Source organism: Desulfosporosinus sp. OT (assembly GCF_000224515.1).
In the GTDB taxonomy this organism is placed as follows: Bacteria; Bacillota; Desulfitobacteriia; order Desulfitobacteriales; family Desulfitobacteriaceae; genus Desulfosporosinus.
Map to the genome: position 1 here is coordinate 12733 of NZ_AGAF01000153.1, position 23524 is coordinate 36256.

A 23524-nucleotide genomic window follows, 5' to 3' on the forward strand; every position below is an offset into this window, starting at 1 on the left:
CGATTACGCCAGAGCCGGAGCTTTCCATAAGTTCAGCTTTGTACCGATACCTTTTTCCAGCGCGTTGCGGTAGCAGACTGTCCCCCAGGCAACATCCTCCACCGGCATACCGCCAACGGAATAAATAATGATTTCGTTTTCTTGGCGGTGTACCGGGATCTTGCCTGTCAGAATGTCGCCCAGGTCGTCTACCTGCTCCTTCTTCAGCTTTCCTTCGTGAATCAGGTCCATACAGTGCACAGCCGGAATCGGAACGGTGTTGTAGGCCGGATAGCCACATTCCTCTTCCCAGGCCTCGTAGAGCTGAATGTTATCAGTAACGTTTCTGGCACGGTTGAGGATGAAATCATCATCAAAGCGCGCAGCCGCCGGACAAAGAAACAGTGTGCCCGGTTGAATCCATTCCTCACTGACATAGGGATACTCCTTCGGATCACCTGTCGGGCTGGAGGTGCACAAGCAGACAATGTCGCTGCCGCGGACTGCTTTTTCCACTGTCTCTACTACTTGAATAGTCTTAACCTGGGGATATTCCTGCCGGATATGTTCCGCGAAGTTCTCAATGGCTGCTGCTCCGCGTCCCTTGATTTTGACGGTCTCAATACCGGAGCGCACCGCCATGATTGCCGCAAAGGAAGTCTTGCTCATAACGCCTGGCCCGACTACACCGACAACCTTGGCATCTTCCTTAGCAAAATATTTTACGCCGACACCGGGCACGGCACCGGTACGGTAAGCACTCAGAATGTTAGCCGACATGTAGGCAAGGGGAGCGCCGGTATCTTTGTCATTGAGCGTCAGCATCAGAATGGAGCGGGGCAGCTGCTGCTTCTTGTTCTCTACATTAGAGCCGTACCACTTCATACCTGCCATATCGAATCTGCCGCCGAGATAAGCGGGCATGGCCATAAATCGCCGGTCCGGCCCATTGGTTGGCATATTGGGAAACGGGGAGCTATCCGGGAAAACCATCATGACACCATGGGAGTTGCCGTTCGACCCGCCCATGCGATAATCTCCGATTTTCATAAGTTTGAACATCTCTTCCATTGTTTCCACACAGCCTGCCATGTCTTTGACCCCGGCGGCGATCATATCCTCTTCACTCAAATACAAAAAATCAATGTTAGTGCTGCTCATAAACAATTGCCTCCTCTATCTTCTATTTCATCCAAATGCAGCAAAGGGAACCCACGGTATCCTCAACAGATACTGCAGACTCCCTTGTCTCTCTCTGATGCTCATTTTACACGCCGTCTTTGGCGAATTATTGTATAAATCGGAACTGCCGGAAATTGCTTCGAACAGATGGGAAACCATGATGGCCTGAATTATTTAAGGGTATCTCTTACTCCTGAATACTCTCAAGGTTTAAATCTCTTTCCAGAGAATGAAAAAATTCCAAGCCGGAGACCAGCGATCTAGTATGGCGCTCGACAATAACATATGATTCGCTGCCCGGCTCATAGATATAAACCGTTTCAACCCCATAAGGATATAATTTAGCAACAAAATTACCATCTGAGTTTTTCTCAGCTTTTTTACTAAATATCGCGTCCGTCATATACCTCTCCCTTCAACCGCTGCCCCAATTATCGCATCCATTTCTATTTCCACCAATTGGGTAGGCCGATTCAGCATAGGCGTTCCGACAAATGTACATAGTGGTTTAATCTCACGAAATATTTCCGAATAAGCCTTGGCAACTTCAGGCGCATACCCCATATCTGTCATATAAACCTTTACCTTGATTACCTCTTCCTTTTTTGAACCGGCCTTTCCCAAAAGATTCACTTGTTTTTCGAGAACATACTTTGTCTGTTCATAAGGGCTGCCTTCACCATGAATTGTTCCATCCGGCAGTACAGCTGTTGTTCCGCCTATATAGATAAACGGTCCAACTTTAATCATCCGTGAATATCCTGATTTTTCCTCTAAGGGAGCACCCGATGAATAATTTGTTCTCGTCAATTCCATTTTAAATCTCTTCTCCTTCCAATCTTCAAGGCATGCCAACTATCGGCGTTATACCGATCGTTTTGTTGGACAGCATAGCCATTTTTTTAGTCCGATCCTGCAAGCTAACCAATAGCAGGATAATTCCAGTTATCTGGTATATACCGAATATTTCTCTTCCAGTTCACTGTTAATCTGTTTCGTAAGGTTACGTAGATTACGAGTTTCAAATCGTTTCTGCTCTAAACGCTTGTCTGCTATCTCCCAGGCACATTGAAGAGGATTTTTAGCGGACCCTGCTCTCAGCATTGTACAAATATCCATAATATTCCTTAATATTCGCTTTTCAATTGATCTTTTTACTCGTTCCCATTTGTCCTCAATAGAAATCGAAATCAAGTTTTCGATTTCTAGTAGCCATTCCTCATAACTGGAAATAACTCCGCCTGAATTTGCTATAATTCCCGGAATAGAAATAATCCCTTTAGCATGTATCATACTTCTCAGGTCATCGTTAGTGTAAGCAATATTAGCTCCTTCAGCGATAAGTTTAACATTAAGTCCTTCGCAAACAGCTGAATTCACGCTTCGGCCCGGGCCTGCCAGGACTAAGATGTCAGCCGCCTGAGTCAAAAGAACTGCCGGATCGGAATAATATTGAGCCCCTGCAAAATCCTGCAGTCCGTCCTTTAGACAAGTACGAGAGTCAATCAAGTTAACAAGAGAGGTTGCCGAAAGACCAGCGGGGGAATAAACCGCGCCGCTTACGTCACTTATTCCCATAATGACAGCTCCTTTTTCAAGGAGGATTTTAACAACATTTCCGCCTACTTCTCCAATCCCCTCAACAATAACCCGTGATCCTTTTATATCTAAATTCAGGTCCATATTATTAAGAACTTCTTCTATGCTAAATACAACTCCATAAGCGGTACTGCCTAACTCATGGGGAATTCCCGTACTTTTTCCTGTTGCAGCCAGTCTGGATTTGCGCCACCCTTTTACAGAAGCACACCCGGCAATAAAAGCATCGATTTTTTTGCAGTCTGTATTGACATCCGGAGCAGCACACCATTTATTTGGAACAAAATCAATCTTTGCTAACTCGCGACCAAATGCATACATGGCCTCTTCAACTTGGTTTAAATCTGCAAGCCGTATGCCCCCTTTAGCTCCGCCAAATGGCAAGTCGGCAAGAATACATTTATAGGTCATTTCTGCGGCCAGAGCAGAAATCTCCTCCTCAGTTACCCGAGAGTGAATGCGAATACCACCTTTCGCAGGAACGGTTTTCTCCACTGTATCCATAACTAAAATTGCTTCCCCATCAATTCTGTATTTATCCAAATTAATTTTAAGCACTGTTTCAGACAAGCTAACACCTCCTAAAAATAGATTTAATGACAAAGGAGACTGATTTCCCTTAAGATATCAGACTCCTTTGTCCTGGCTAGCTATAATATAATCTATTTGTATTCTCGATAATTGTAAAAATCGGAGCTACTTCACTTGTCAATCTCTAACCTTTATCGTCCTCCTCTTCCAACCCCCGGCAGCGGCTTCTTCATCTCCCAGACAATACTTTTCCAGGACAACCAACTCGTTTTTTGGCAATGGCCAATATCCTTCATGCGCGTATATTCCAATAGGTTGAACACATCATCTGTTTTGATTCGCGAATAAGAATTAGGGGAACTTGACCTGTGTCGCTATATAAAAACATTGTGAAACAATAATTATATACTCATTACTGACAAACTGAGAACCCTTATGAAAATCCCATCGCGTTTTTGACTACTTCCATGTGTTCTTTAGATGTCAATAACTCCAGTAGCTTAAATGCAACTCCTGACGCTGTCTCTGGACAGTAAGATGTGATAATATTCTTGTCAACTACAATAGGCTCATCAATTACATCCACTAAAAATTCTGCCAGTTGCTTTTGACGATACCCATTTTTCAAATGATAGGTTGTTGCTTTACGATTCTTCAACACACCACTTTTTCCTAGCGGTAAAGCTGCAACGCAAATTGTTGCAATTATCTTTCCTTTAGCATCAAATTCCCTAATCAAATTCAAAAATTTTTCATCATATGCTTCTTCGTAAAATCCAAATTCTTCAAATCCTCCAGGAATCGCCAATGCGTCATATTCATCTACATTTATATCATCTATTGTCCTATCCACTAATATAGGAATATTAAAAGTGCTCGTAACTTCTTTCTTGAATCCACATGTTTCGACTTGTACATCACATCCATAATCATTTCTTGCCCATCCTAATACATCTACAAAGACACTAAATTCCATGGTTTCAAATCCTTTTGCTAAAAGTAATAATGTTTTCATACAATCCTCCCTATATAAATTAGATTTTTCTTGGTTTTCCTCCCTCGTAACTTTATGATTTACGGCTTACTTCTTCTAAACATCAATGGTTTCAAGGCCTTACCAAATTGAACTATCGCAATTCCAATTAATTGCCTAACGTGCATCTGGATGATTCTCTCCATAATCAGCTGAAGTAATAATCCATTACCACTATGGATTTGCCACCAGGATTAACACTAATCAAATAGGTATACCTTGGAATATATATTGCTCTTGAAATCGAATCATTTTCCGTGTTCCAAACAATTACACCGTTCCTATCCACTTTGTTCCCAATCATAAAACTAGCTGAGATAAAGACTTTTTTTCCATCTATGTCCCACTCTACCCCACCAAGATATACATTTTCACTTTGAAAATCTCTCTCCCTAGTTAGATTCCCATTAATCAAATATCCGCACAATGTGTGGAGGTGTACCCAGCGTATTCTTCTCCAAACTAATGATATTATTGTTTTGCATATTTAAATCGGGTCTAAAAGCGTTGTCAATAATCTTATGAACCATTCCGTTCGAAGTATTAAAACGGTAGATACTGCAAGTATTTTCTTTCTGATTCCAGCCCTCCAAAATTATTGTTTCATTGTCCGATAACCATCTGAATTCGACGGGAACTGCGGATTGATAATTGTCTTCAAATTCTGGTTCGATCTTAGTTTCTATTACTTTAAAAAGTTTCCCTTGCCTATCATAATTTTATTTAAATCAGGGGACATACGAGGGTATTCATACCATAACCCTTCTGAAAAAGTTTTTATCAATTTTTTATCCCCATATGCATTAACAATCCAAATAGATTGGAATTCTTTTTCTTCCTTTATTTCATTAGCTTGACTCAGAACTGTATCTTCATTTGATGCGTTCATTTCATACTTGCCATCTTCATTTTCGGGAGCACCAAATGCTACTTGTTTATTATTGAGTTCTTGCAACGTTTTTCTTGTATCTTGGCACCCACTTAATACGATTAGAAGGAAGACCAAAAGAAATATGATAGACTTATTCATATATCACTCACTCTTTGCTCAATATAATAAGAATAACTGATATCATGAATGGAAATCTCAACGCATTGCAAAATTAGCTTAAGAAGCGCTCTGTAAACAGGGCGCTTTTTTGCGTCCTAAAACTACTCAATTGAAAGTTGGTCTGCAAACGAATAAGAGATCAATTTGTAACTCGGTGTATATTTATAAGCATCTTCATTGTGCATTTTATCAACAATCTCATCTGTACTTAAGTTTCCAAACTCACTAATAACCTTATCTATCGTCTTAAACTCTTCATCATCTGAAATTGCTTTGAATTCAAGCCCTGGAGTAGGCTTAAACCTATACGCTTCTTTTTCCCCATAAAAGACAGTGTCAAAACTTACTCCATCCAATAACACAATGTGTTCATGGCCTTCGGGTACTGCTCCCAAGGGTAAAGCACTATAAGCAAGCCCTGTAATAGATTTTCCATATCGTTTGAAGTTCAAAATATCCGAGTACCATAACATCTTCGGTTTTTTTGAAAATTTGTCTTTGCCTGCCACTCTGTAATGCCTAACTTAGTCAGCACTACCACGGTCTCCACGTGCGCAGAAGTTACTTCATTGTAGTTTTTCAAATTCGGCCAACCTGCCTCGGGGCGTCGAATTGTTCATTTAGGGAACACATTGGAGAATAGATGCCGCCATTAGATAATCCTTAAGTCTTTTTCAATTAATATGAGGGAGTTTTTCCAAAATGAATGTCTAGATATTTTATGAATTCTCTCATTGCCGAAGTTACCCATTTATTTTTGTGATACACCACATAGATATTCGTTTTCGGTAATTGTTCCGTAATCTCCAGCTTCATCAATTTCTGTTCTTGCATTTCTTCACGTACTGACAGTTCGGGAAGCATGGTAATTCCAATATCAGTCTCCACAAATTTCTTGATAATTTCGGTATTGCCGGTTTCCAGATAGATGTTCGGTTCTATATTATTCTGTCCGAGTAATTGCATAAGTTTTTTTCGATAACTACAGTTATGTTCCGTGACTATAAAATTAGTTTCTTTTAAATCTTTCAACATTAGGTTCTTCTTTTTTCTTAGTGTATTATCCGGTGCACATAAAAAAAGCAACGGGTTTTCTTCTTTATATACCGTAACAAATTCCTCCGTTGGCCCTTCAAAATCCATATATAGTGCAAAATCCGCGTTACCATTACGAACACAAGTCAATACATCTTTGATTGCACCTGTAGTAGTTTCTAGTTTCACCTCTCTATATTCTTCGCTATAACCTTTAATGATTTCTGGCAGCAAGCTAACACACAAAGAATTAATACCCGCTATTTTTAGTATACCACTTGGAAGATTATCTTCTATTAATGCCTCTTTGGCCCTATCGGTTAACGAAATAATCTGGTTTGTATAATTTAGAAAGGTTGTCCCTGCATTAGTTAATGCTATTCGGTTACCAATACGATCAAAAAGCCTGATACCTAATTCTTCTTCTAATTGTTTCATCTGTGTCGTTACCGTTGACTGTGCATAGCCAAGTGCTTCTGCCGCTTTACTAAAACTTTGCAATTCTACAATTTTTCGAAAACTTATCAGGTTACGATATTCCATTTTGCTCACCTTATCATTTATTTAGATACCTATTATCTAATCTATCAATTTTACTGATTACGAATACTATGATACGCTTTTACTAAATGAAATACTATATCAAAGGAGACTAACAATGAAAAAACTTCTGGTACTATACTGTAGTCCAAGGAACAATGGAAACTCTGCTCTTTTAGCTGATGCTTTTATTCGTGGTGCGATAAAAAAAGGACATGAAATCACAGAATATCACCTTGCCGGCAAAAAAATATCTCCCTGTCTTGCATGTAATTATTGCCTAAAGAATGAAGGTGTATGTGCTCAAAAGGATGATATGGTCGATTTAATGCAATTACTTCAACGACATGACACCTTGGTAATTGCATCTCCAGTTTATTATCTTGGTTTTCCAGGTTCTTTTAAAAATGTCATCGATCGTACTTATGCGGAAAGTGTACTCAAACGTAAAATCAAATCTACTATCCTGCTTACCACTGCCTCCAAATCTGAAGATTCCGTTACAGAAGTCATGACTAATTATTACCATGCACTTGTTAACTTCCTTGGCTTTACAAACCTTGGAATCATCAGTGCCAAAGGAGTAGATGCCGCAGGTGAGGTAAACAATTTCCCTTGCATCGATGAAGCTTATCAACTTGGTTTCAATCTAAATTAGATAATGGCTGCTTAACAGCTACCAACACAAATAAATCTGACAGAATTTTCATTTCTGCCAATAATACTTCAACCAACCTATAGGTCTCCACATGAACTACACACTCCACATGCCGTGGTCATCGCAATATGACTATCAAATATGTTTCCTCAATCAAGGGTATACTCCCTTTTTTGTCTGAGGAAACATATTTGATTTTCTTTTGAACCCAATCTCAATACTTTGAATTTATCTTTTACTCGATATAGCACTATTATCGTCTCCACGTGCCTCGGGTTGCCAAATCGGCCCGATAGAAAAGACTGATTTTTCCTTTGATTATTTAATCTAAGACAAAACCTTCGGTTTAACTAACTCTAATTTGATACCCTCAATTAAAAACAAAAACCAGAGTGTTAAACTCTGGAACGATGCTTTCTCGTATAACCTCTTTGAAAACCATCTCATCAAACTTTGATAGTCCTAAAACCTCAGTTGAAATCAAACAGCCAACGCGAATTATATATGTCGGCCTCCAAGGAGTGCCTTAGTGTAATTTCTGCGTGATAGACAACAGCTTCTCAACATTTTCGTGATATCGCACTTCATTTTTGGGCTCTTTTACATCGAGCCCTCTAAGTATTTCGGCGATATCATGTATTTCCTTAAGGTCCGCTTGTTTTTGCTTCAATTCCTCCAATTTGTCCGGTTGAATTATTGTTCTATTGAGTACATCAAGATACCTATCCATCTCGGCCACCACTTCCCATAGTGGCTTCTGAATTAAAGGGGCAATTATTTGATCCAATGTTTTTTCATTAACACTACCATTCAGATTCAAAATCAAAAAAGGAGAGTCATTCTGATAACCTTGTAACAATCCGTTCAATACCTTTAAATCCATAACCGTTTGTGCTTTAGTTGCTTGGTCAGTATACATAGAGAATTCCCACAACCTTGTCGTGTATTCTGTTTGAAATACTTCAGATGCAAGACAGTAATACCTTGATTCCAGTCCTTGGCTATCAGATCCGTATTTTCCTGTATCCGACAGGGTTTGGCGAGGAGTTACCCCAAGCCCCATTATCTTAAAGAAACTCCGCTTGGGGTAACTTCAGTTGTCTCTTAAAAACTTACCTTGTTTAAAGAAGCATTAGGCCAAAATGTTTCACTATTGCTCCAATTGATTACAAGTCCCATAGAGCCTGTAACAATCCCCGCTCCTTTATACTCAACCGTTGGCGAAAGAGCACCAGAAAACGTCGTTGTCGAGTAACTGTGATAGGTGAGAGAGCTGGTCCGAATACTGAGTTAGTATTTCTTTCAGTCCCTGGCCTACGGCCGTAAGACCGTTCCCACAACAAAGGACTCCCGGGTTTTATCGTCATAAAAACTCGGCGAGAAGATACGTCGTAAAATCCCGTTCTCGAACATAGGATTTTTCATCACTGCCTACTTTTCCTCTCAGATAGTTGATAATGGAACGTTTTGCTTCTTCATGGGCTGCAAGATTAAAGCGAATCTGTCGCAGGTTAGCAATAAAAACACCTTATGCACTTGCTCATAATCTGTAAGTACACTTTTTCAACACTCGATGATAGACGGGCATATCTTCGGCAACCGCAGACACAGCCTCAAGTTTTCCTTCAACAATCCTTTGTAATCTCTGTCCACGCCATATTCCTCCCCAACTGTTCCCTTAGGAAAAAACCTCAAAAACAATAATTACATTCAAGTGTTGTTAATTTATTACTTTTTCAAACCCTGTTCGTCTGGTTCAGCACTATCCTATATCTTATTCTACAATTCTTGGTAATTACCTTTCAGAATTTGTCCAAGAGGAAAACCAGCTTTAACTATAATTTTTGAGAATACGTCAGATATGGTCTGTACCGGAGAGAGATTCTCAGCCAATTACTTCTTTAATTGACTCAGTACATATTGATACAGCTTTATCTATCTCTTCCTCATTGATAGTCAGTGGCGGATTAAAGTATAACACGTTTCCAAGCGGCCTTAAGATCAGACCTTTCTCCAAAGCATTCTTGTAAATCTGATAACCTATGCGAAGTTTAGAATCATATTCTTGCTTTGTATTCTTATCGATTACCAATTCCATAGCGTTCACCAAGCCAATATGTCTGATTTCGCCAATATGAGAATGCTCCAATAATGCTTCATTTAATTTATGATGAAGATATTCAGCTCTTACTGCGGCTTTCTCCAAAATGTGGTCTTTTCTTAATAGTTCCTGAACAGCTAAGGCCGCTGTACATCCCAGAGGATTTCCGCTATAGGTATGGCTATGCATAAATGCTTTTCCTTCATTATAATCTGCGTAAAAGGCATCGAAAATCTCATCGGTCGTTATCGTTATAGCCATTGGCAGATAACCGCCTGTCAGACCTTTAGAAACGCACATAATGTCAGGACTTACCTCCGCATGATCAAAGGCAAACATTTTTCCGGTTCTGCCGAAACCTGTGGCGATTTCATCAGCAATTAAAATTACCTGATACTCATCACATAATTTACGAAGTTTTTTCAAATAGATTGCAGGATAGATTCGCATACCTGCACCCCCCTGAAGCAACGGCTCTACGATCATGGCACAGATTTCATCGGCCTGCTCGGCAAAGGCCTTTTCGACATGTTCAAAACATTCGGTCTTACAGTCGCTTCGGCATTTTCCATAAGGGCATCGATAGCAGTCGGGTGCTTGTACAGGAATGGTGTCCATTAACATAGGCTTATAGATTCTGGCATACAAATCCATGCTTCCAACTGACAAGGCTCCAATGGTTTCTCCGTGATACCCTTCCGTCAGACACATAAATTTGGTTTTCCGGGCATGGCCTGTCTGATACTGATATTGAAAGCTCATCTTTAAAGCGCATTCTACCGCTGCAGAACCATTGTCCGAAAAATTAAATTTGGTAAGTCCTGGGGGGATAATCTCCATTAACTTTTCACAGAGATTGATGGCTGGTTCATGAGAGAAGTTGGCGAAGATAACATGCTCTAACTTATCCAATTGCAGCTTGATGGCATTATTAATCTTTGGATTACAATGTCCTAAAAGATTACACCACCAGGAACTTACGATATCGATGTATTCCTTACCTGCCTTATCGTATAAATAGACCCCTTTCCCATGGTCGATTATAATCGGCTTAAGCTCTTCATAATCTTTCATCTGGGAACAAGGGTGCCAGATATATCTCAAATCCTTTTCAACCAGATTCACCTTTATCCGTCTTCTTTCTTCTTTAAGTTTTCAGTTTTTAAGTTTTTTTATTTTCTGCTCTTAGTCTTCTGGTCTTATGGTCTCTCGGTCTCTCATCTTTCGGTCTTTAGGTCTTTCGATCTCTCAGGCTTATGGTCTTCCGGTTTATCTCCAATATATTACTAGTCATATAGAGCGGCGAGTTTGTCTGCATCCAGGCTAAGTTCCGGATCATTATCTTTTACGCAAGCTATTACAGGCAGACCAGTCATGATTTCTACCATTTTTATATTATCTTCTTCCCTGACATCGCCTTCATGATAATGATTGAATATAATCCCCTTGATTGGAATGTCTTTCTGCCTCATATATTCAACTGTTAACACTGCTGCATTAATAGTTCCCAGCCCTGCATCAGCAATAAGCACAGTACTTAAAGCTAATTCCTTGATAATATCCTCAAGCATAATCTTTATATGGTCATAACGAATAGGGCATATGATTCCTCCGCTGCCTTCCACGGTAATATAGTCATATTGGGAGGCTGCTTTCTTGTAGGCAGCCTTAACAACCTCCATTTCCACCGGATTGCCTTCCAGCCTGGCTGCCAGATGTGGAGAAACAGCCTTTTCATAAACATACGACACAAGATTCTCCATCGTTTCTCCGATATTTGCTACCCGATTAACGTAGTCGGCATCACCCGGAATTAAGCCATTCTCTGTTATCTCGGCCCCGCTCAAGGCAGCTTTATAATAGCCTGCCTTGTATCCGGCAGCACGAAGCTTTTTTACAATTAATCCTGTGACAAAGGTTTTTCCGACATCCGTTCCCGTTGCCGTAATAAAAATCCCTTTACTCATTCCACAACACAGCCTTATAACCCAATTCGTTTAAAAGTTTCAGATCTTGTTCAATAGAGATTCCGTATGTGGTAAGCATATCCCCTGAAATAGCCGCATTGGCACCTGACTGGAAACATTTTAAGCCCTTGTCCGGTAATAATCCTCGGCCGCCTGCCAGCCGAATGGCGGCATTCGGCACCAAGAAGCGGAATACCGCGACAATTCTGCACATATCCTCATTGGTAAGTTTCTGCACATTTTCATAAGGAGTCCCGGGAATAGGATTCAGCATATTCACTGGAATCGAACGGATACCTAATTCTCTAATGGTAAGCACCATGTCAATTCTATCTTCCATGGTCTCCCCAAGCCCCATAATACCTCCGCTGCAGACATTAAGTCCCGCCCTTTGGGCAGCCTTTATCGTCTCAATCTTTTCATCATAAGAATGGGTAGTACAAACATTTGGAAAGTTTCTGCGGGAGGTTTCCAAGTTGTTATGTACTCTGCTTACACCCGCCTCTTTCAATTTATTGAACTCTTCTTCTGTCAAAAGTCCAAAGGAAGCACAAACAGCAATCCCTGTTTCCTTTCTTATTGCCCGAATGCTTTCACATACCTTGTTGACTTCCTCTTTGTTCAAGCTCTTCGAGGAAGTGACGATGGAATAACGAAGTACTCCTCTTTGAGCGTTGTACTTGGCCTGTTTTACGAGGGTCTCAGTATCCAAAAGTGAATATTCTTCGATCTTAGTACCGGAGAAAGCTGATTGAGCACAGTATTTACAGTTTTCGGAACATCTGCCGCTCTTCCCATTAATGATGGCACAAATATCAAAGTTGTTTCCGCAAAAGTGTTTTCTTATTTCATTGGCAGCCGGACAGATTTCTTCTAAGGGAGCGCCTGCAAGGAGCATTGCTTCTTCCTTTGTTAGCGAAGCTCCATTGATCACTTTTTCGTGATAGTGTTGAATCCTATTCATTTGGACCCTCCTTGATACTTGTTTAGAATAATCCCGATCGTCTCGGCCGTACGTTTCAGTTCTTCCTTGGTATGCGTCGCCATCAAGGTTACTCGTAATCTGGCACTCCCTTTTTTAACGGTAGGATAGCGAATGGCCGAGATATAATAACCCTGTTCAAATAACTGCTTGGATATCTCCAGTGCTCTTTTCTCGTCACCAATGACAATCGGAATAATGGCAGTTTTCGAATCTGCCTCAATTCCCGCTTCTCTTAGACATTGACAAAAGTATTGGATATTTTCCTGCAAGGCTTGTACCCTTTGAGGTTCATTCATGATCAGTTCCAGCGCTTTTATAGAGGATGCCATAACAGCAGGAGACAAGGATGTCGAAAATATAAAACTACGTGATTTGTTCTTAAGATATTCAATCAAGATTTGTCTTCCACATACAAATCCGCCTTCGCTTCCAATTGACTTACTTAAAGTTCCCATAATAATATCGGGCTTTTTATCCAGCCCATAATATTCTACGGTCCCCAGTCCTTTGGCACCGATTACGCCTGTGGCATGAGCCTCGTCAATCATTGAAAATAGGCCGTATTTCTCCGCAATGGCTAACAAGCGCGGCAAATTCACGATATCACCGTCCATACTGAAAACAGCATCACTGACGATCAACCCTTTTGAACACGGATTGGCCCTTATTTTATCTTCTAAATCGTTCATATCCTTATGACGATAGACTACAATTCCGGCCTTGCTTAGTCGGCACCCATCAATGATGCTGGCATGATTCAACTCATCACTAAAGATCAGGTCATCCTTAGAACAAAGGGACGAAATAACTCCCACATTGGCCATATATCCGGTATTGTAAACTAAAGCCGCCTCTGTTCCTTTAAATTTTGCTAACAACGTTTCCAATTGATTATGTATCCTTGTTGTGCCGGTTGTCAGGCGGGATCCACCCGAGCCTACACCATATTCCTCCATAATTTTTATGGTATAAGTTTTTACCTGGGGATCATTCGACATATCCAAATAACTATTGGAAGCCAGCATAAGCACGTCTTGGCCCCGAAAGTTGACATGAGCACTTTGCGCTGAGTAAAGTTCATTCATACTTCGGTACAAGTTGTTGTCTTTTAAATTTTCTAAAGAATTTTCGATAAAATTCCATTTATTATTCGTATATTGATTATTCGTAATGGAACGCACATTTTTAACTAAGACTTTTTGCTTTTCCAGATAATCAATGCAACCTTGGACTGCGGAAAGTTCCCCCCTATAGAGGAAGATCCTGCCTCCCTCCTGACTTCCCCTTTCCTTAAGCTTCGTAATTCGTACATATCCTATTTCTTTAGATGCCACATAACCTGTTACATAATCCGGATCATCAGAAATACAGATTTCAGCAATAATATTGGGAGCATAGGCTACTTTCGTAGCTAATACGATTGCTTCATTATAATGGTTCTTAACTTGTATAGTTTCTGGGATAAAAGAGTTATCGGCATCCATATAGGTAGCGCGGATGCCTCTCGCTTGGTTAGGCTCTAATCTTTCTAAAGTGTCTACATCCAATAATATAGCGCCACGCATAGTATAGGTTTCGTTGATTTTTTTAATAATTTCCTTTGGATTTGCAATGTTCATCTGTTCAAGAAGAGCTACTACCCTTTGGAGCCCTTCTTGATAATTATCTACATAAACCGTACTAACGGGTAATGAATCCAAGTATAAAATATCGTCTTTGCTTACCTTTTCTAGTTTAAGATTAATAAAATCCGCCTTACCTTTGGAATGATGCAAGGCTCTATTCAATAAATCTTCCAAATATTTCCCGATGTTGCCCTCGCTTACTATTTTCTCGACGCCTGAAATATGTCTTTCAATTCCAGCATTGCTTTCGCTTGCTCTCATTTTCAAACTGTATAGCTCCAAAAGCTTCACCTGATTTCTTAAATAACTATGAAAAAGACACCACTCATCAAATGAATTAAACGGCAATCTTATCCTAAAATAGTTCTTCGATATTACTTATATAATATAGATTTCCCCTCCTTATTGTCAACCATTTTTAATATCACGGTTTACAATAGCTTTCGACTCGTTCTAGCCCTTCCCTATGTGAGCCGGTTGCATATTTTACAGTCTCTGGGTACAATCTAAAAAAAGGACCGACGTGTTGCAATAACGCCAGCCCGGCAGGTTGTCAAACCGAAAGGTTAACCCGAATTAGAGGTTATAAGAAATAACCGCAATCCTTAGTGGGGGCGGTAATTTCTTCTTTATGATCATAACAACGAGTGTTGCAAATGCAATCATGAGATACATCGCCTCAACCATTGAGATCATCATAGCCCCCCCTTTCCAAAAGGGTGTGGCTAGTACAAAATAGCTTGCAAATAAGATCTTCGAGAAATCGGAGGTCTTTTCTCGTTCCAAGAAAAGTCATGTCCACATTAACAAATTTGCTCATATCTCTATTAACTGGAACCAAGCAGTTGGACAAGCAACGCTGTAGTGTTATGGCTTTTGGTCAATATTGGGAAAATACCCCTGCTGTCAGATCAAAGGCCCTTATTCGTCTTCATTTCTGCCTTCGCTAAAAAGCTCATCCAGACACCCGTCATCAATAGCTGACCCTCTATTTCCATATGGAACTGACCGTGGCCTACCCATTTTGTAAAATTTGCATGACCTTTACCGTCTTCTTCATCACAAACCCCGGCAAAGGCTCCTTCATCTTCCAGACAATACTAATGGATGCTGAACCATCTTATTTGCCTCGTCCAAAATCTCAAAATCATACAGATGATAACTTTTCCAACCGAATACTGCTTGTAATATGATATGAAGCTGTTTGAACGTAATATCTACAGGAGTAATAACTCGTCTCCAGGCTGTGTGGTGATCTAAATTCAGCTTAACCATTATATCGACGGCCTCACACTGAACGATTTCTTCCCCGGCAAAAAGCTTGAAATCCCTGTATAAAAGAGCATGGGGGTATGTATAATCAGATTCCTGGGGGCTTTTCATGAGATCATTATTCATCCTTTGGGCAACATTCGTCTGATAAAGTTCCTTTGAATCTAAGCTATCATCAAATATTTTTACCTGTTCACAGGCTTTATTGAGGCGAGCAACATATTTAGCACCTCTGGTCTTAGAGAAAACTAACTCTCCGGCTGCTTTCAAATACCTTTCGATGATTTCGCTCTTTATTTGCTCGTCTCTCAAGCAATTTCTAATTCCTTGGATAAGTAACTCATTGAGGTGTTTGAAATCGTTGGCTCTTAAGCCATGCAGAACAAATCCATAGCGATTGCTGTCATTGACTGCGACAAGGGTCTTTCTGCGCTTCACCGTGATTAAATGTACGCTCCAACAAAATAAATCGTTTTCCTCAGTTCCTTTCCCAGGTACTATCCTCATTTCGTCATTTAGTTTTTTTGTACAGCATATTTGCATTTTTTCCTCCTAAGTCCAAGAACTTGATCACATATCTATTTGAGGAGACTCTAAGCCTTTTTAGATGTTCGCTTCGCTATGCTGCACGGGTTATATCCTCCTGTGTACAATTTACCAAGCCTCATTCCCACAAGAGCCGCGAGCTCCTTTATTGTGGTCACTCCCCTGGCAGATAAGGCTGATAATAGAACATTGCCGCAAGCGATAGCATCTTCTAAAGCGTTATGATGGGCAAAATTATGGTTTAAAAATTTGCAAACCGTATCAAGTTTATAGTTATCTAAGCCACTCCACGTTTTAAGTGCCGTTTTATAGGTACATAAATAGTCTAATTCAGGATATGGGATTTCGTATAAGTCCAAAACATGACGCAGCACCGACATGTCAAAGGAAGCGTTGTGAGCAATAACATAGGCATTCTCAAAGAAAGGACTAATCTGCCCATAAATGAGATCGAATTCTGGAGCGTCCTTGACATCTTGCGCTTTAATTCCATGGATTGAGACATTCAAAGGGTCAAAGTAACTATACCGAGGATGTGGTTTTATAAGCCAATAGTGAGTATCGACGATCTGTCCTTCTTCAAGAACTGCAATTCCAACCGAGCAGGCGCTGCCAATAAATCCGTTCGCAGTTTCAAAGTCTATACACACGGCTCTCATTGAACTTTCCTCCTATTTCTCTGGATCTTTGAGCAAGCCAATCAGAAAATTGTCTTTTGCACAGGTTTTTAGCACTATTTTTACTCATACACTCATACATAATTTCTGCTTTTTCTACTAAACCCTGCTGCAGCTATAGCTATTTCTTACAAAATGCATAATTAAAGACTTAAAGATAACCTAAGAAAAGCAGGTAAAACAAAAGGACAAACGTGTTGCATGCACGCCAGCCCCCCAGATTGTCTAACCAAGCGGTTAGCCCGAATTATAAGTTCTTCTTCATTTTTGTTCTTTTGCCGAATACTGTTCTATCGCTTCTTCAACATACTGATTCAATGATTTGCCCTCTATCAAGGCCCTTTGTGCTGCTTTTCTATGAAGCTCAGGAGTTATTCTTACATTAAAGCTGCCTTTATACATCTTTTCAGGTTCTTTACCATTCAAATTGCACAGTTCAAGATAATCCTCAACCGCTTCTTCAAATGCTGACTTTAGTTCACTGACACTACTGCCTTCATAACTGATTGAATCATTTATGCCTTCAATCTTGCCATAGAAAATCTCGTCTTCTGTGCTGTAATGCACTGAACCAATATATTCTTTGTATATCATCACATCTTTCATAATCAAACCACTCCCTGATTTTTCAACTCTTCAATCAACTGCTCGATTTGATATTTCTTCAATATATTTCCCGGATGCGGTCTATGAAGTCTTATAATATGTCCTGTTTCCCAGTGGACGAAAGCAACTCTCGACCCCGAAGTACGCCCCCTGTTGTCTTCTTTGTATCCGAATTTTGCTAACAGACTTCTTGCTTCATCATATTCAAAGTCGATAGGTCTTTTAAGCAATCTATCTATAAGTTTATCTCTTTTGCTCATCGTGCACCTCTTATCTTAAATATATTATCAAAGATCAAAATATGCAACTAAATATTAGTTGCATATTCCTTTGCGTTATTAACTTAGTGAGCTGCGCCTTCCGTTAGCATCTTGCGGTGAACCTCCCCGGGATGAGTAACATTCCCGACCCGATCATACAATGACGTTGGGGCAAGTCAAAGAAAGAATGCACCGATGCCGCAGGAAGAATTCAAAAAACACGGCCGCGTGGCCGCCACTTCTCGCCTAATTTGGCAAAACAAACTAAGCGCCAGGAAATACAGTACATCCTATCTTAAGTTTAAATTAGTCCCATTATCAACCCTTCCTGCTGAACGAATTGCACCGCTTTTATATAATAGACTTTCTGTTACTATAGTGTTTCCTGCATCTACATGCGCTAATATTCCTAGATTAATAATTTTCATATTTATTTATCCTCCCTTGGCAAATAAAAAAACCCCTGTGATGTCGATACTCTCATCACAAGGGGACAGCTTTCATGCTGTTTTTTTCCGCCAAAAAGGGACACCAAAAAATGCAGTTAAGCACTCTTTTGGTAAGAGTAATATAGCAGATAGGTATTTCTTATGAGAGTATCCTTAAATAGAAAAGCACACCAAACAGATCCTGGACTGAATATATCAAGCACAGGACATGAGCGCCTTTCCTTATTCAATTGAATAATTATTAAAGAATACCTTGCCGCATATAAGATAAAACTCCTTATCAGTCTAAACTCAAGTAACATAATAGTATTATCACAAGTATATGTCAATGTCAATTCGATTTGATCTTGAGACGCTCCAACTATTATATTAAACCAAGATTGGTAATATTTTGAATTATCTTCTTCTCCAATATAGCTTTATTGTCGTCTCCGCGTGCGTTGATGTGATGGTATTGATGTTACTATAAAGTAATATCAGTGTGCCTTGAAGATACACAAACAAAATCGCTAAAGCCTTGTGGGGCCTTAGCGGCAACATACTTTTGGTCTTTGTATACACGTTAACGCGTATCGTAAGAAACAAAAGCAACTGTTTCATTACAGTTCAATTATGATTTTCATCATGAATTCGACTAATAGTCAGTTGATAAAAATGGATTAAAGCTTTTTTGCGCGTAAGCCATTGCTTCTATAAACTCCTTTTGCTTTGAACGACTTTCCATTTCTTCTGCGCTCACATCCTCAAAATGTGAATTTATCCACCATACATTTCCAAAGGGGTCTATTACGCGTCCACCCCTGTCTCCCCAAAAATGAGTTGTCATCTTTGTCATAGACTTAGCTCCAGCTTTAAGTGCTTGCTCATAAAGCTCATCTCCGTTCTCGACATACAAGTGAATAAAACTGCGAACGGCAGGCCATTCCGGTTTTGAATCAAACATTAGTATTTTTGAGTCACCTATCTGTACTTCTGCATGACCTATCGAACCATCTGGATTATATACCCGGCCAAGCTCTTTGGCATTAAAAGCTGCTTTTAAGAAGATAATTAATTCATTTGTACTTTTCGTGGTTAACCATATGGATACTGTGTTATATTTCTTTGACTCCGCTTGTTCTGTATGCGACATTGAATGTTCCTCCTTTGAGTTCATAAAAATAACAATAAATAACTTCATATAAATTGCAATCCATTAAATATGGATACAAATACCATATTTACCATATTTCTGATCGCTTCAAATTTCCTTTCGTATTTAATTTTCTCGCTCCTTTACTATTTGATAACACTATTGTACTATCAAATTACGACAAATATTGTCATGATTACGAAAGGATTTTTACTATGTCAAAAATAAAACGCTTGATTGATATCTGGTTATATATTAATCGAAGGAAGGATTTTACTGCGCAGGAATTAGCAGATGAATTTAATGTCAGTATCCGCACGATTCAAAGAGACTTGCTTGAATTAACGGAAATGGGTGTGCCATTTTATTCCGAAGTAGGAAGAAACGGCGGCTATTCTATGCTTCATGGTGAAATGTTACCACCAGTTTCCTTCACAGAAGAGGAAACTGCCTCTGTTATTTTTACATATGAGTCACTTAAGCAATATCAAGATATCCCCTATGAAGCTGAAATTGATTCGGTAACATATAAACTTCTTGCTCAAGTTTCTGAACCGCTACGAAACAGACTTATCAGCATTCAAAAACATATGTTTATGAAAATTCCACTTAGAATAGAGAAAACTCCCTTTCTCAAAACCATTTTCCGTGCTTCAATCACAAATCAAATTTTATTTTTTTATTATGATTCATTAGATACTCGGAAAGAAAAAACGGCAATTCCAATCGGAATATATTCTGAAAACGGCTACTGGTATTTTCCTGCCTATGACCTCAATCATGATCGCATCAGCCTCTTTAGGGCGGACAGAATTATCGAATTAAGAGAGGGAAGCATCAGTAAAATAGAACTCCCTCACTTGAAGCAATGGTTAAATGAAAGAAGTTCCATACCTACTGAAAATCCTTGTGAGCTTGTACTGCGTATAAGCAGAAAAGCGGTTCGCGGCTTTTCAAATCCATTTTTTGAATTCTCTAAAATAACATGGGAAGACGAAAATACAGGCATATTGCATCAATATGTATCCAGATGTGAATTTCCATATATTGCATCGCTGATTTCAACCTTTGGTCCAGAAGCAGTAATTTTAGATCCACCGGAACTTAAAGATTTATTTATCAACAGATTACGGGATACCCTCGCAATATATGGGGAAAAATAATTATTTTCCAAACATCCAAATAAAAAGCCTCTATATTATCCGCCTTTCTGTCTCTCAATCTTCACCCAGGTCTCTATGCTGTGTCCAAGGAAACTTATAACTCAAGAACTCACTCTCATTGGATGCAAGCTTGATTCCCATTTCCAAAGCCCTTTGACAATCAAGCGGAAATTGTTCAGCTTTTTGTTTTGCCTTAGCCTCTTCAGAGAACATCGATGATTCATATTTTTCATAATCCGAAAATTGATAAGTATCATAGCTGTAGAGGGTTGTAACAGAATTTCCAATGGTTTTGGCAATCATCATTTCATGTAAATTTAAACTTTGCTTAAGTCCAAATTGCTCAATTTGTTTTTCTGTTGCGTTCATAGTATAGATAAATCCGGCTTGAATTTTCCTGGGATACACTGTTGGTATTTCCGGATTATAGATGCTATGGGAAAACAAGAAACGCTCTAAAAGTGCCCTCATTCCGGCTGTAATGCTCATATAGTAAATCGGCGAACCAAAAATAATCGCCTCAACTGTTTCTAATTTTTCCAGAATCTCTGCTAAATCATCCTTCATGGCACATTTTCCATGCTGCCCGTCTTTTCTTTTACACGCAAAGCAGCTGATGCACCCTTTGTAATTCAAATCATTAAGATGAATTAATTCTGTTTCAGCGCCTTGGGAAGCTGCCCCTTCAAGAGCTTTGTTCAGTAAGGTTGCGGTATTCCAAGTGTTTCGTGGGCTGCCGTTAAGAGCAATAATCTTCACGATAGTTCTCTCCTTCAATTATGTTGAATTATTAGATACTGCTTAACTTTAAAAATAACATTCTGCACAGCTATTTTCATGACCTTAATTCATGCTATAATTATATTACTTAGTCAAAACTATACAAGTACGCAAATTATTTTGACTAAGTATATTTTATTGACTAAAGGGGTTCGATTGATGGGAAACAGAAGAAGTGATAAGCCTTTAACTACCCCTGTTCAATATTTGTTGCAAGTACTCGGCAGCAAATGGAAATTGCCTATACTATGTACTTTAAGCAAAAAAGACGTAGTACGTTTTAATGAGTTAAAAAGAGAATTAGCTGGCATTACGAATATGTCTCTAAGTAACTGCCTGCAGGAATTAGAGTATTACAAAATAATCAATCGCGTTCAATACCTGGAAATGCCGCCTCGGGTGGAATATTCCTTAACCAACAACGGCAAAAGTTTGCTTCCTATATTAAGGGATCTGGATGAATGGGTAAACAAGCAACTGGAAATTAATTGCGACAAAGCACCGGAAATCGAACAGGGTGACTCTTAACAAGTTCGAAGTAACAGGCACGTGGGACCGTACCGGTCTAGGCACAACGAGGAGGAATAAACATGTACATTTTCAGTATAGTAGGCAGTCCCCGAAAGGGAAGCAACACAGATCTGTTGATAGATGAAGTACTTAAAGGTGCTGCAGATGCCGGGGCAGAAGTTGAAAAGATCTACATCAGCGATTTAAAATTTGCCCCTTGTATCGGGTGTATGAAATGCAGGGCTGATCGGGTCTGCCGATTAGCACCGGATGATGTAAATATGGTGGTAAAAAAGCTGGACCGTGCCGACGGCATTGTTCTTGGGGCACCGGTCTATTCAGGTCATGTACCCGGACAGTTTAAATCTCTATGCGACCGGCTGGTGGGGCAGGTCATGAAATTTGACTTTACAGACGGTAAAGCCAATATCACCAGTGCTCTAACCCCCAAAGACAGAAATGGTGTGGCTATCGGGGTATGCGCAGCAAGTCTGCCTGGAATGACAGATGGCGTACGGGAATTTTTGAAACTTAATCTAGCTCAGCACAAAAATAATGGAACAATCCAGGAAATTATTGCTGACGGGATGGTAATCCCTGGCCAAGTTAACCTTGAGGCCGAAAAACTGGAGAAAACTTTCGGAGCCCGAGGGCAGGCTATTTACGAAAATGCCCAGTCTTTGCTGAAACAAGCTTACGAAGCGGGAAAAAATCTAGTTTCATAAGCATCCGGCAGGAATGATGTCCCTTTTCCCTCTTATAGTTAGTATCAACGAGAGGGGATATTTTCGTGAGCCATCCCATTGAGCAAAACCATCTTCTCTTCCGGACCCCGCAAGGGGCACTCACCATTCCAGCCGGGGAGACTGTTCGCCTGAACGCTGCGCTGCCGAATGGGATTCCGGTTGCCAATTATGAAACCATCCGTGTGTATGGCTGTAACAGAAATTATGCCACAGTGCCCGTCAAAATCCAAATCTTCGTACTGCAAGTGGAGGCGGATGAGTAATGAGGGTCGATGGTAAAATTTACTCTGCCAATCTTGATGGTTCCGGCCATCGTTTTAATTGAATTTTAATTTTAGGCAAATTCTCCTTGAAGTTTTGGAAGTTAGAATTTAGACATACCAAAACCAAGGAGGAATTAATCATGACAAACTTAGAACAAGTGGAAAAATTATGTACAATGGCCAACATTAGCTACGAAGAAGCCAAGTTGGCTCTGGATGCCACAAACGGTGATTTGCTTGAAGCCATTATCCTGTTGGAGAAACAGGGAAAGGTAAAAACCCCAATTGGAGACAGTTATTTTAAGAACGAAAAAACTCATTATCATAATGGACATCATCATCATTATAGACATCATCACTGCCACCATGGGAATCACTTTTCTTCCGGCCTGAAGAAAATCGGACAGTTTTGTACGAAAATGATTCGCAAAGGGAGCACAAATTCCTTCGCAGTACTTAAGGGCGAGGAAATCAAAGGCTCATTTCCCGTTCTTGTCCTTGGCTTGCTGCTGATCTTCGCATTCTGGGTTACCCTACCACTGATTATCATCGGATTATTCTTCGGCTTACGTTATCGGTTTATCGGACCTGAGTTTGATAATAACAAAGTCAATGAGGCGATGAACAGTGTGGCTGACGCTGCTGAAAATTTCAAGAAATCTGTAAACATCTAAGGAAATCCCGATGATTGAATCTCAAAGGATGTCTCGAGCTCGTGTCATCATTTTTCAGATATATCCGGTTTAAGCGAAAAAAGCGGAGATGATCTATTTTGACCCTTCTCGATACGACATCGTTTCACTCAGCCATAGAACTAGTGAAGCGCCCAGAAGT

27 protein-coding genes and 1 pseudogene are annotated in these 23524 nt (G+C 39.9%); 6 read left to right on the forward strand and 22 right to left on the reverse strand.

Annotated features, from left to right (window positions below; translation table 11 throughout):
- Positions 1-3 precede the first annotated feature (3 nt).
- From DOT_RS14145 to DOT_RS14185, 9 genes are all read right to left on the reverse strand, one after another.
- The gene (locus DOT_RS14145; RefSeq protein WP_009619966.1) at positions 4-1140 is read right to left on the reverse strand and encodes a tyramine oxidase subunit B; all 1137 of its coding nucleotides are present in this window, start codon (positions 1138-1140) and stop codon (positions 4-6) included.
- A gap of 208 nt (positions 1141-1348) precedes the next feature.
- On the reverse strand, positions 1349-1564 hold the full coding sequence (locus DOT_RS14150) for a hypothetical protein (protein WP_009619970.1): 216 nt from the start codon (positions 1562-1564) through the stop codon (positions 1349-1351).
- On the reverse strand, positions 1561-1977 hold the full coding sequence (locus DOT_RS14155; protein ID WP_009619972.1) for a Rid family hydrolase: 417 nt from the start codon (positions 1975-1977) through the stop codon (positions 1561-1563). The genes DOT_RS14150 and DOT_RS14155 overlap by 4 nt, the downstream gene beginning before the upstream one ends.
- Positions 1978-2106: 129 nt before the next feature.
- A complete protein-coding gene (locus tag DOT_RS14160) occupies positions 2107-3330 on the reverse strand; it encodes a Glu/Leu/Phe/Val dehydrogenase dimerization domain-containing protein (protein ID WP_009619975.1) in 1224 nt (407 codons plus the stop codon).
- Positions 3331-3724: 394 nt separating this feature from the next.
- Positions 3725-4306, reverse strand: coding sequence for a DJ-1/PfpI family protein (locus DOT_RS14165; protein ID WP_009619977.1), 582 nt, complete (start codon positions 4304-4306; stop codon positions 3725-3727).
- Between the two features lie 166 nt (positions 4307-4472).
- Entirely contained in the window at positions 4473-4739 is a 267-nt protein-coding gene (locus tag DOT_RS30500; protein ID WP_207637045.1) for a hypothetical protein, read from the reverse strand.
- A 270-nt stretch (positions 4740-5009) separates the two neighbouring features.
- Positions 5010-5354, reverse strand: a complete 345-nt coding sequence (locus tag DOT_RS14175; protein WP_009619981.1) for a hypothetical protein — start codon at positions 5352-5354, stop codon at positions 5010-5012.
- Positions 5355-5476: 122 nt separating this feature from the next.
- The gene (locus tag DOT_RS14180; protein WP_009619983.1) at positions 5477-5884 is read right to left on the reverse strand and encodes a Panacea domain-containing protein; all 408 of its coding nucleotides are present in this window, start codon (positions 5882-5884) and stop codon (positions 5477-5479) included.
- Between the two features lie 169 nt (positions 5885-6053).
- The gene (locus DOT_RS14185; RefSeq protein ID WP_009619985.1) at positions 6054-6953 is read right to left on the reverse strand and encodes a LysR family transcriptional regulator; all 900 of its coding nucleotides are present in this window, start codon (positions 6951-6953) and stop codon (positions 6054-6056) included.
- A gap of 115 nt (positions 6954-7068) precedes the next feature.
- Here DOT_RS14185 and DOT_RS14190 point away from each other — a divergent pair, with 115 nt between their 5' ends.
- Positions 7069-7608, forward strand: a complete 540-nt coding sequence (locus DOT_RS14190) for a flavodoxin family protein (protein ID WP_009619988.1) — start codon at positions 7069-7071, stop codon at positions 7606-7608.
- 526 nt (positions 7609-8134) lie between these two features.
- Here the strand turns inward: DOT_RS14190 and DOT_RS14195 are convergent.
- From DOT_RS14195 to DOT_RS14240, 12 genes and pseudogenes are all read right to left on the reverse strand, one after another.
- Positions 8135-8671 (reverse strand): hypothetical protein, encoded by a 537-nt coding sequence (locus DOT_RS14195; protein WP_009619992.1) that lies wholly within the window; start codon positions 8669-8671, stop codon positions 8135-8137.
- Positions 8672-9493: 822 nt separating this feature from the next.
- The gene (bioA, locus tag DOT_RS14200) at positions 9494-10834 is read right to left on the reverse strand and encodes an adenosylmethionine--8-amino-7-oxononanoate transaminase (protein WP_009619996.1); all 1341 of its coding nucleotides are present in this window, start codon (positions 10832-10834) and stop codon (positions 9494-9496) included.
- A 161-nt stretch (positions 10835-10995) separates the two neighbouring features.
- Entirely contained in the window at positions 10996-11676 is a 681-nt protein-coding gene (bioD, locus tag DOT_RS14205; protein ID WP_009619999.1) for a dethiobiotin synthase, read from the reverse strand.
- Positions 11669-12640 (reverse strand): biotin synthase BioB, encoded by a 972-nt coding sequence (bioB, locus tag DOT_RS14210; protein ID WP_009620003.1) that lies wholly within the window; start codon positions 12638-12640, stop codon positions 11669-11671. Before bioB ends, bioD begins: the two co-directional genes overlap by 8 nt.
- Positions 12637-14577, reverse strand: a complete 1941-nt coding sequence (gene bioF, locus DOT_RS14215) for an 8-amino-7-oxononanoate synthase (protein ID WP_282433468.1) — start codon at positions 14575-14577, stop codon at positions 12637-12639. The genes bioB and bioF overlap by 4 nt, the downstream gene beginning before the upstream one ends.
- A gap of 285 nt (positions 14578-14862) precedes the next feature.
- Positions 14863-14985 (reverse strand): hypothetical protein, encoded by a 123-nt coding sequence (locus DOT_RS32420; RefSeq protein WP_009620005.1) that lies wholly within the window; start codon positions 14983-14985, stop codon positions 14863-14865.
- Positions 14986-15369: 384 nt separating this feature from the next.
- Entirely contained in the window at positions 15370-16101 is a 732-nt protein-coding gene (locus DOT_RS14220; protein ID WP_009620006.1) for a plasmid pRiA4b ORF-3 family domain protein, read from the reverse strand.
- A 50-nt stretch (positions 16102-16151) separates the two neighbouring features.
- Positions 16152-16763 carry a 3'-5' exonuclease gene (locus DOT_RS14225; protein ID WP_009620007.1) on the reverse strand — a complete coding sequence of 204 codons (612 nt, stop codon included), beginning with the start codon at positions 16761-16763 and terminating at the stop codon, positions 16152-16154.
- A 279-nt stretch (positions 16764-17042) separates the two neighbouring features.
- The gene (locus DOT_RS14230) at positions 17043-17387 is read right to left on the reverse strand and encodes a type II toxin-antitoxin system HicB family antitoxin (RefSeq protein WP_009620008.1); all 345 of its coding nucleotides are present in this window, start codon (positions 17385-17387) and stop codon (positions 17043-17045) included.
- A gap of 2 nt (positions 17388-17389) precedes the next feature.
- The gene (locus DOT_RS14235; RefSeq protein WP_009620009.1) at positions 17390-17647 is read right to left on the reverse strand and encodes a type II toxin-antitoxin system HicA family toxin; all 258 of its coding nucleotides are present in this window, start codon (positions 17645-17647) and stop codon (positions 17390-17392) included.
- 308 nt (positions 17648-17955) lie between these two features.
- A pseudogene (locus tag DOT_RS28725) lies at positions 17956-18075 on the reverse strand (GTP-binding protein); the annotation flags it as partial.
- Between the two features lie 655 nt (positions 18076-18730).
- Complete coding sequence (locus DOT_RS14240; protein WP_009620012.1) at positions 18731-19228, reverse strand: VOC family protein; 498 nt, start codon at positions 19226-19228, stop codon at positions 18731-18733.
- 215 nt (positions 19229-19443) lie between these two features.
- Between DOT_RS14240 and DOT_RS14245 the strand changes: the two genes are divergently transcribed.
- Positions 19444-20391: a YafY family protein gene (locus DOT_RS14245; protein WP_009620016.1), complete on the forward strand. Its 948-nt coding sequence runs from the start codon at positions 19444-19446 to the stop codon at positions 20389-20391.
- Positions 20392-20445: 54 nt separating this feature from the next.
- On the opposite strand, the gene DOT_RS14250 is transcribed toward DOT_RS14245, so the two are convergent.
- Positions 20446-21150, reverse strand: coding sequence for a flavodoxin family protein (locus DOT_RS14250; RefSeq protein WP_009620025.1), 705 nt, complete (start codon positions 21148-21150; stop codon positions 20446-20448).
- Between the two features lie 180 nt (positions 21151-21330).
- Between DOT_RS14250 and DOT_RS14255 the strand changes: the two genes are divergently transcribed.
- From DOT_RS14255 to DOT_RS14270, 4 genes are all read left to right on the forward strand, one after another.
- Positions 21331-21699, forward strand: a complete 369-nt coding sequence (locus DOT_RS14255; RefSeq protein WP_009620027.1) for a helix-turn-helix domain-containing protein — start codon at positions 21331-21333, stop codon at positions 21697-21699.
- 62 nt (positions 21700-21761) lie between these two features.
- On the forward strand, positions 21762-22406 hold the full coding sequence (locus tag DOT_RS14260) for a flavodoxin family protein (RefSeq protein ID WP_009620029.1): 645 nt from the start codon (positions 21762-21764) through the stop codon (positions 22404-22406).
- Between the two features lie 65 nt (positions 22407-22471).
- A complete protein-coding gene (locus DOT_RS14265; protein ID WP_009620031.1) occupies positions 22472-22690 on the forward strand; it encodes a hypothetical protein in 219 nt (72 codons plus the stop codon).
- Positions 22691-22830: 140 nt separating this feature from the next.
- Entirely contained in the window at positions 22831-23364 is a 534-nt protein-coding gene (locus DOT_RS14270; protein ID WP_009620035.1) for a UBA/TS-N domain protein, read from the forward strand.
- The last annotated feature ends 160 nt before the right edge of the window (positions 23365-23524 follow it).

Bases quoted from the DNA above. Each gene is read 5' to 3' on its own strand.
- DOT_RS14145 (WP_009619966.1), bottom strand. From the start codon at position 1,140: ATGAGCAGCACTAACATTGATTTTTTGTATTTGAGTGAAGAGGATATG.
- DOT_RS14150 (WP_009619970.1), bottom strand. From the start codon at position 1,564: ATGACGGACGCGATATTTAGTAAAAAAGCTGAGAAAAACTCAGATGGT.
- DOT_RS14155 (WP_009619972.1), bottom strand. From the start codon at position 1,977: ATGGAATTGACGAGAACAAATTATTCATCGGGTGCTCCCTTAGAGGAA.
- DOT_RS14165 (WP_009619977.1), bottom strand. From the start codon at position 4,306: ATGAAAACATTATTACTTTTAGCAAAAGGATTTGAAACCATGGAATTT.
- DOT_RS14175 (WP_009619981.1), bottom strand. From the start codon at position 5,354: ATGAATAAGTCTATCATATTTCTTTTGGTCTTCCTTCTAATCGTATTA.
- DOT_RS14185 (WP_009619985.1), bottom strand. From the start codon at position 6,953: ATGGAATATCGTAACCTGATAAGTTTTCGAAAAATTGTAGAATTGCAA.
- DOT_RS14190 (WP_009619988.1), top strand. From the start codon at position 7,069: ATGAAAAAACTTCTGGTACTATACTGTAGTCCAAGGAACAATGGAAAC.
- DOT_RS14195 (WP_009619992.1), bottom strand. From the start codon at position 8,671: ATGGGGCTTGGGGTAACTCCTCGCCAAACCCTGTCGGATACAGGAAAA.
- bioD (WP_009619999.1), bottom strand. From the start codon at position 11,676: ATGAGTAAAGGGATTTTTATTACGGCAACGGGAACGGATGTCGGAAAA.
- bioB (WP_009620003.1), bottom strand. From the start codon at position 12,640: ATGAATAGGATTCAACACTATCACGAAAAAGTGATCAATGGAGCTTCG.
- DOT_RS32420 (WP_009620005.1), bottom strand. From the start codon at position 14,985: ATGATGATCTCAATGGTTGAGGCGATGTATCTCATGATTGCATTTGCA.
- DOT_RS14220 (WP_009620006.1), bottom strand. From the start codon at position 16,101: ATGCAAATATGCTGTACAAAAAAACTAAATGACGAAATGAGGATAGTA.
- DOT_RS14225 (WP_009620007.1), bottom strand. From the start codon at position 16,763: ATGAGAGCCGTGTGTATAGACTTTGAAACTGCGAACGGATTTATTGGC.
- DOT_RS14230 (WP_009620008.1), bottom strand. From the start codon at position 17,387: ATGAAAGATGTGATGATATACAAAGAATATATTGGTTCAGTGCATTAC.
- DOT_RS14235 (WP_009620009.1), bottom strand. From the start codon at position 17,647: ATGAGCAAAAGAGATAAACTTATAGATAGATTGCTTAAAAGACCTATC.
- DOT_RS14240 (WP_009620012.1), bottom strand. From the start codon at position 19,228: ATGTCGCATACAGAACAAGCGGAGTCAAAGAAATATAACACAGTATCC.
- DOT_RS14245 (WP_009620016.1), top strand. From the start codon at position 19,444: ATGTCAAAAATAAAACGCTTGATTGATATCTGGTTATATATTAATCGA.
- DOT_RS14255 (WP_009620027.1), top strand. From the start codon at position 21,331: ATGGGAAACAGAAGAAGTGATAAGCCTTTAACTACCCCTGTTCAATAT.
- DOT_RS14260 (WP_009620029.1), top strand. From the start codon at position 21,762: ATGTACATTTTCAGTATAGTAGGCAGTCCCCGAAAGGGAAGCAACACA.
- DOT_RS14270 (WP_009620035.1), top strand. From the start codon at position 22,831: ATGACAAACTTAGAACAAGTGGAAAAATTATGTACAATGGCCAACATT.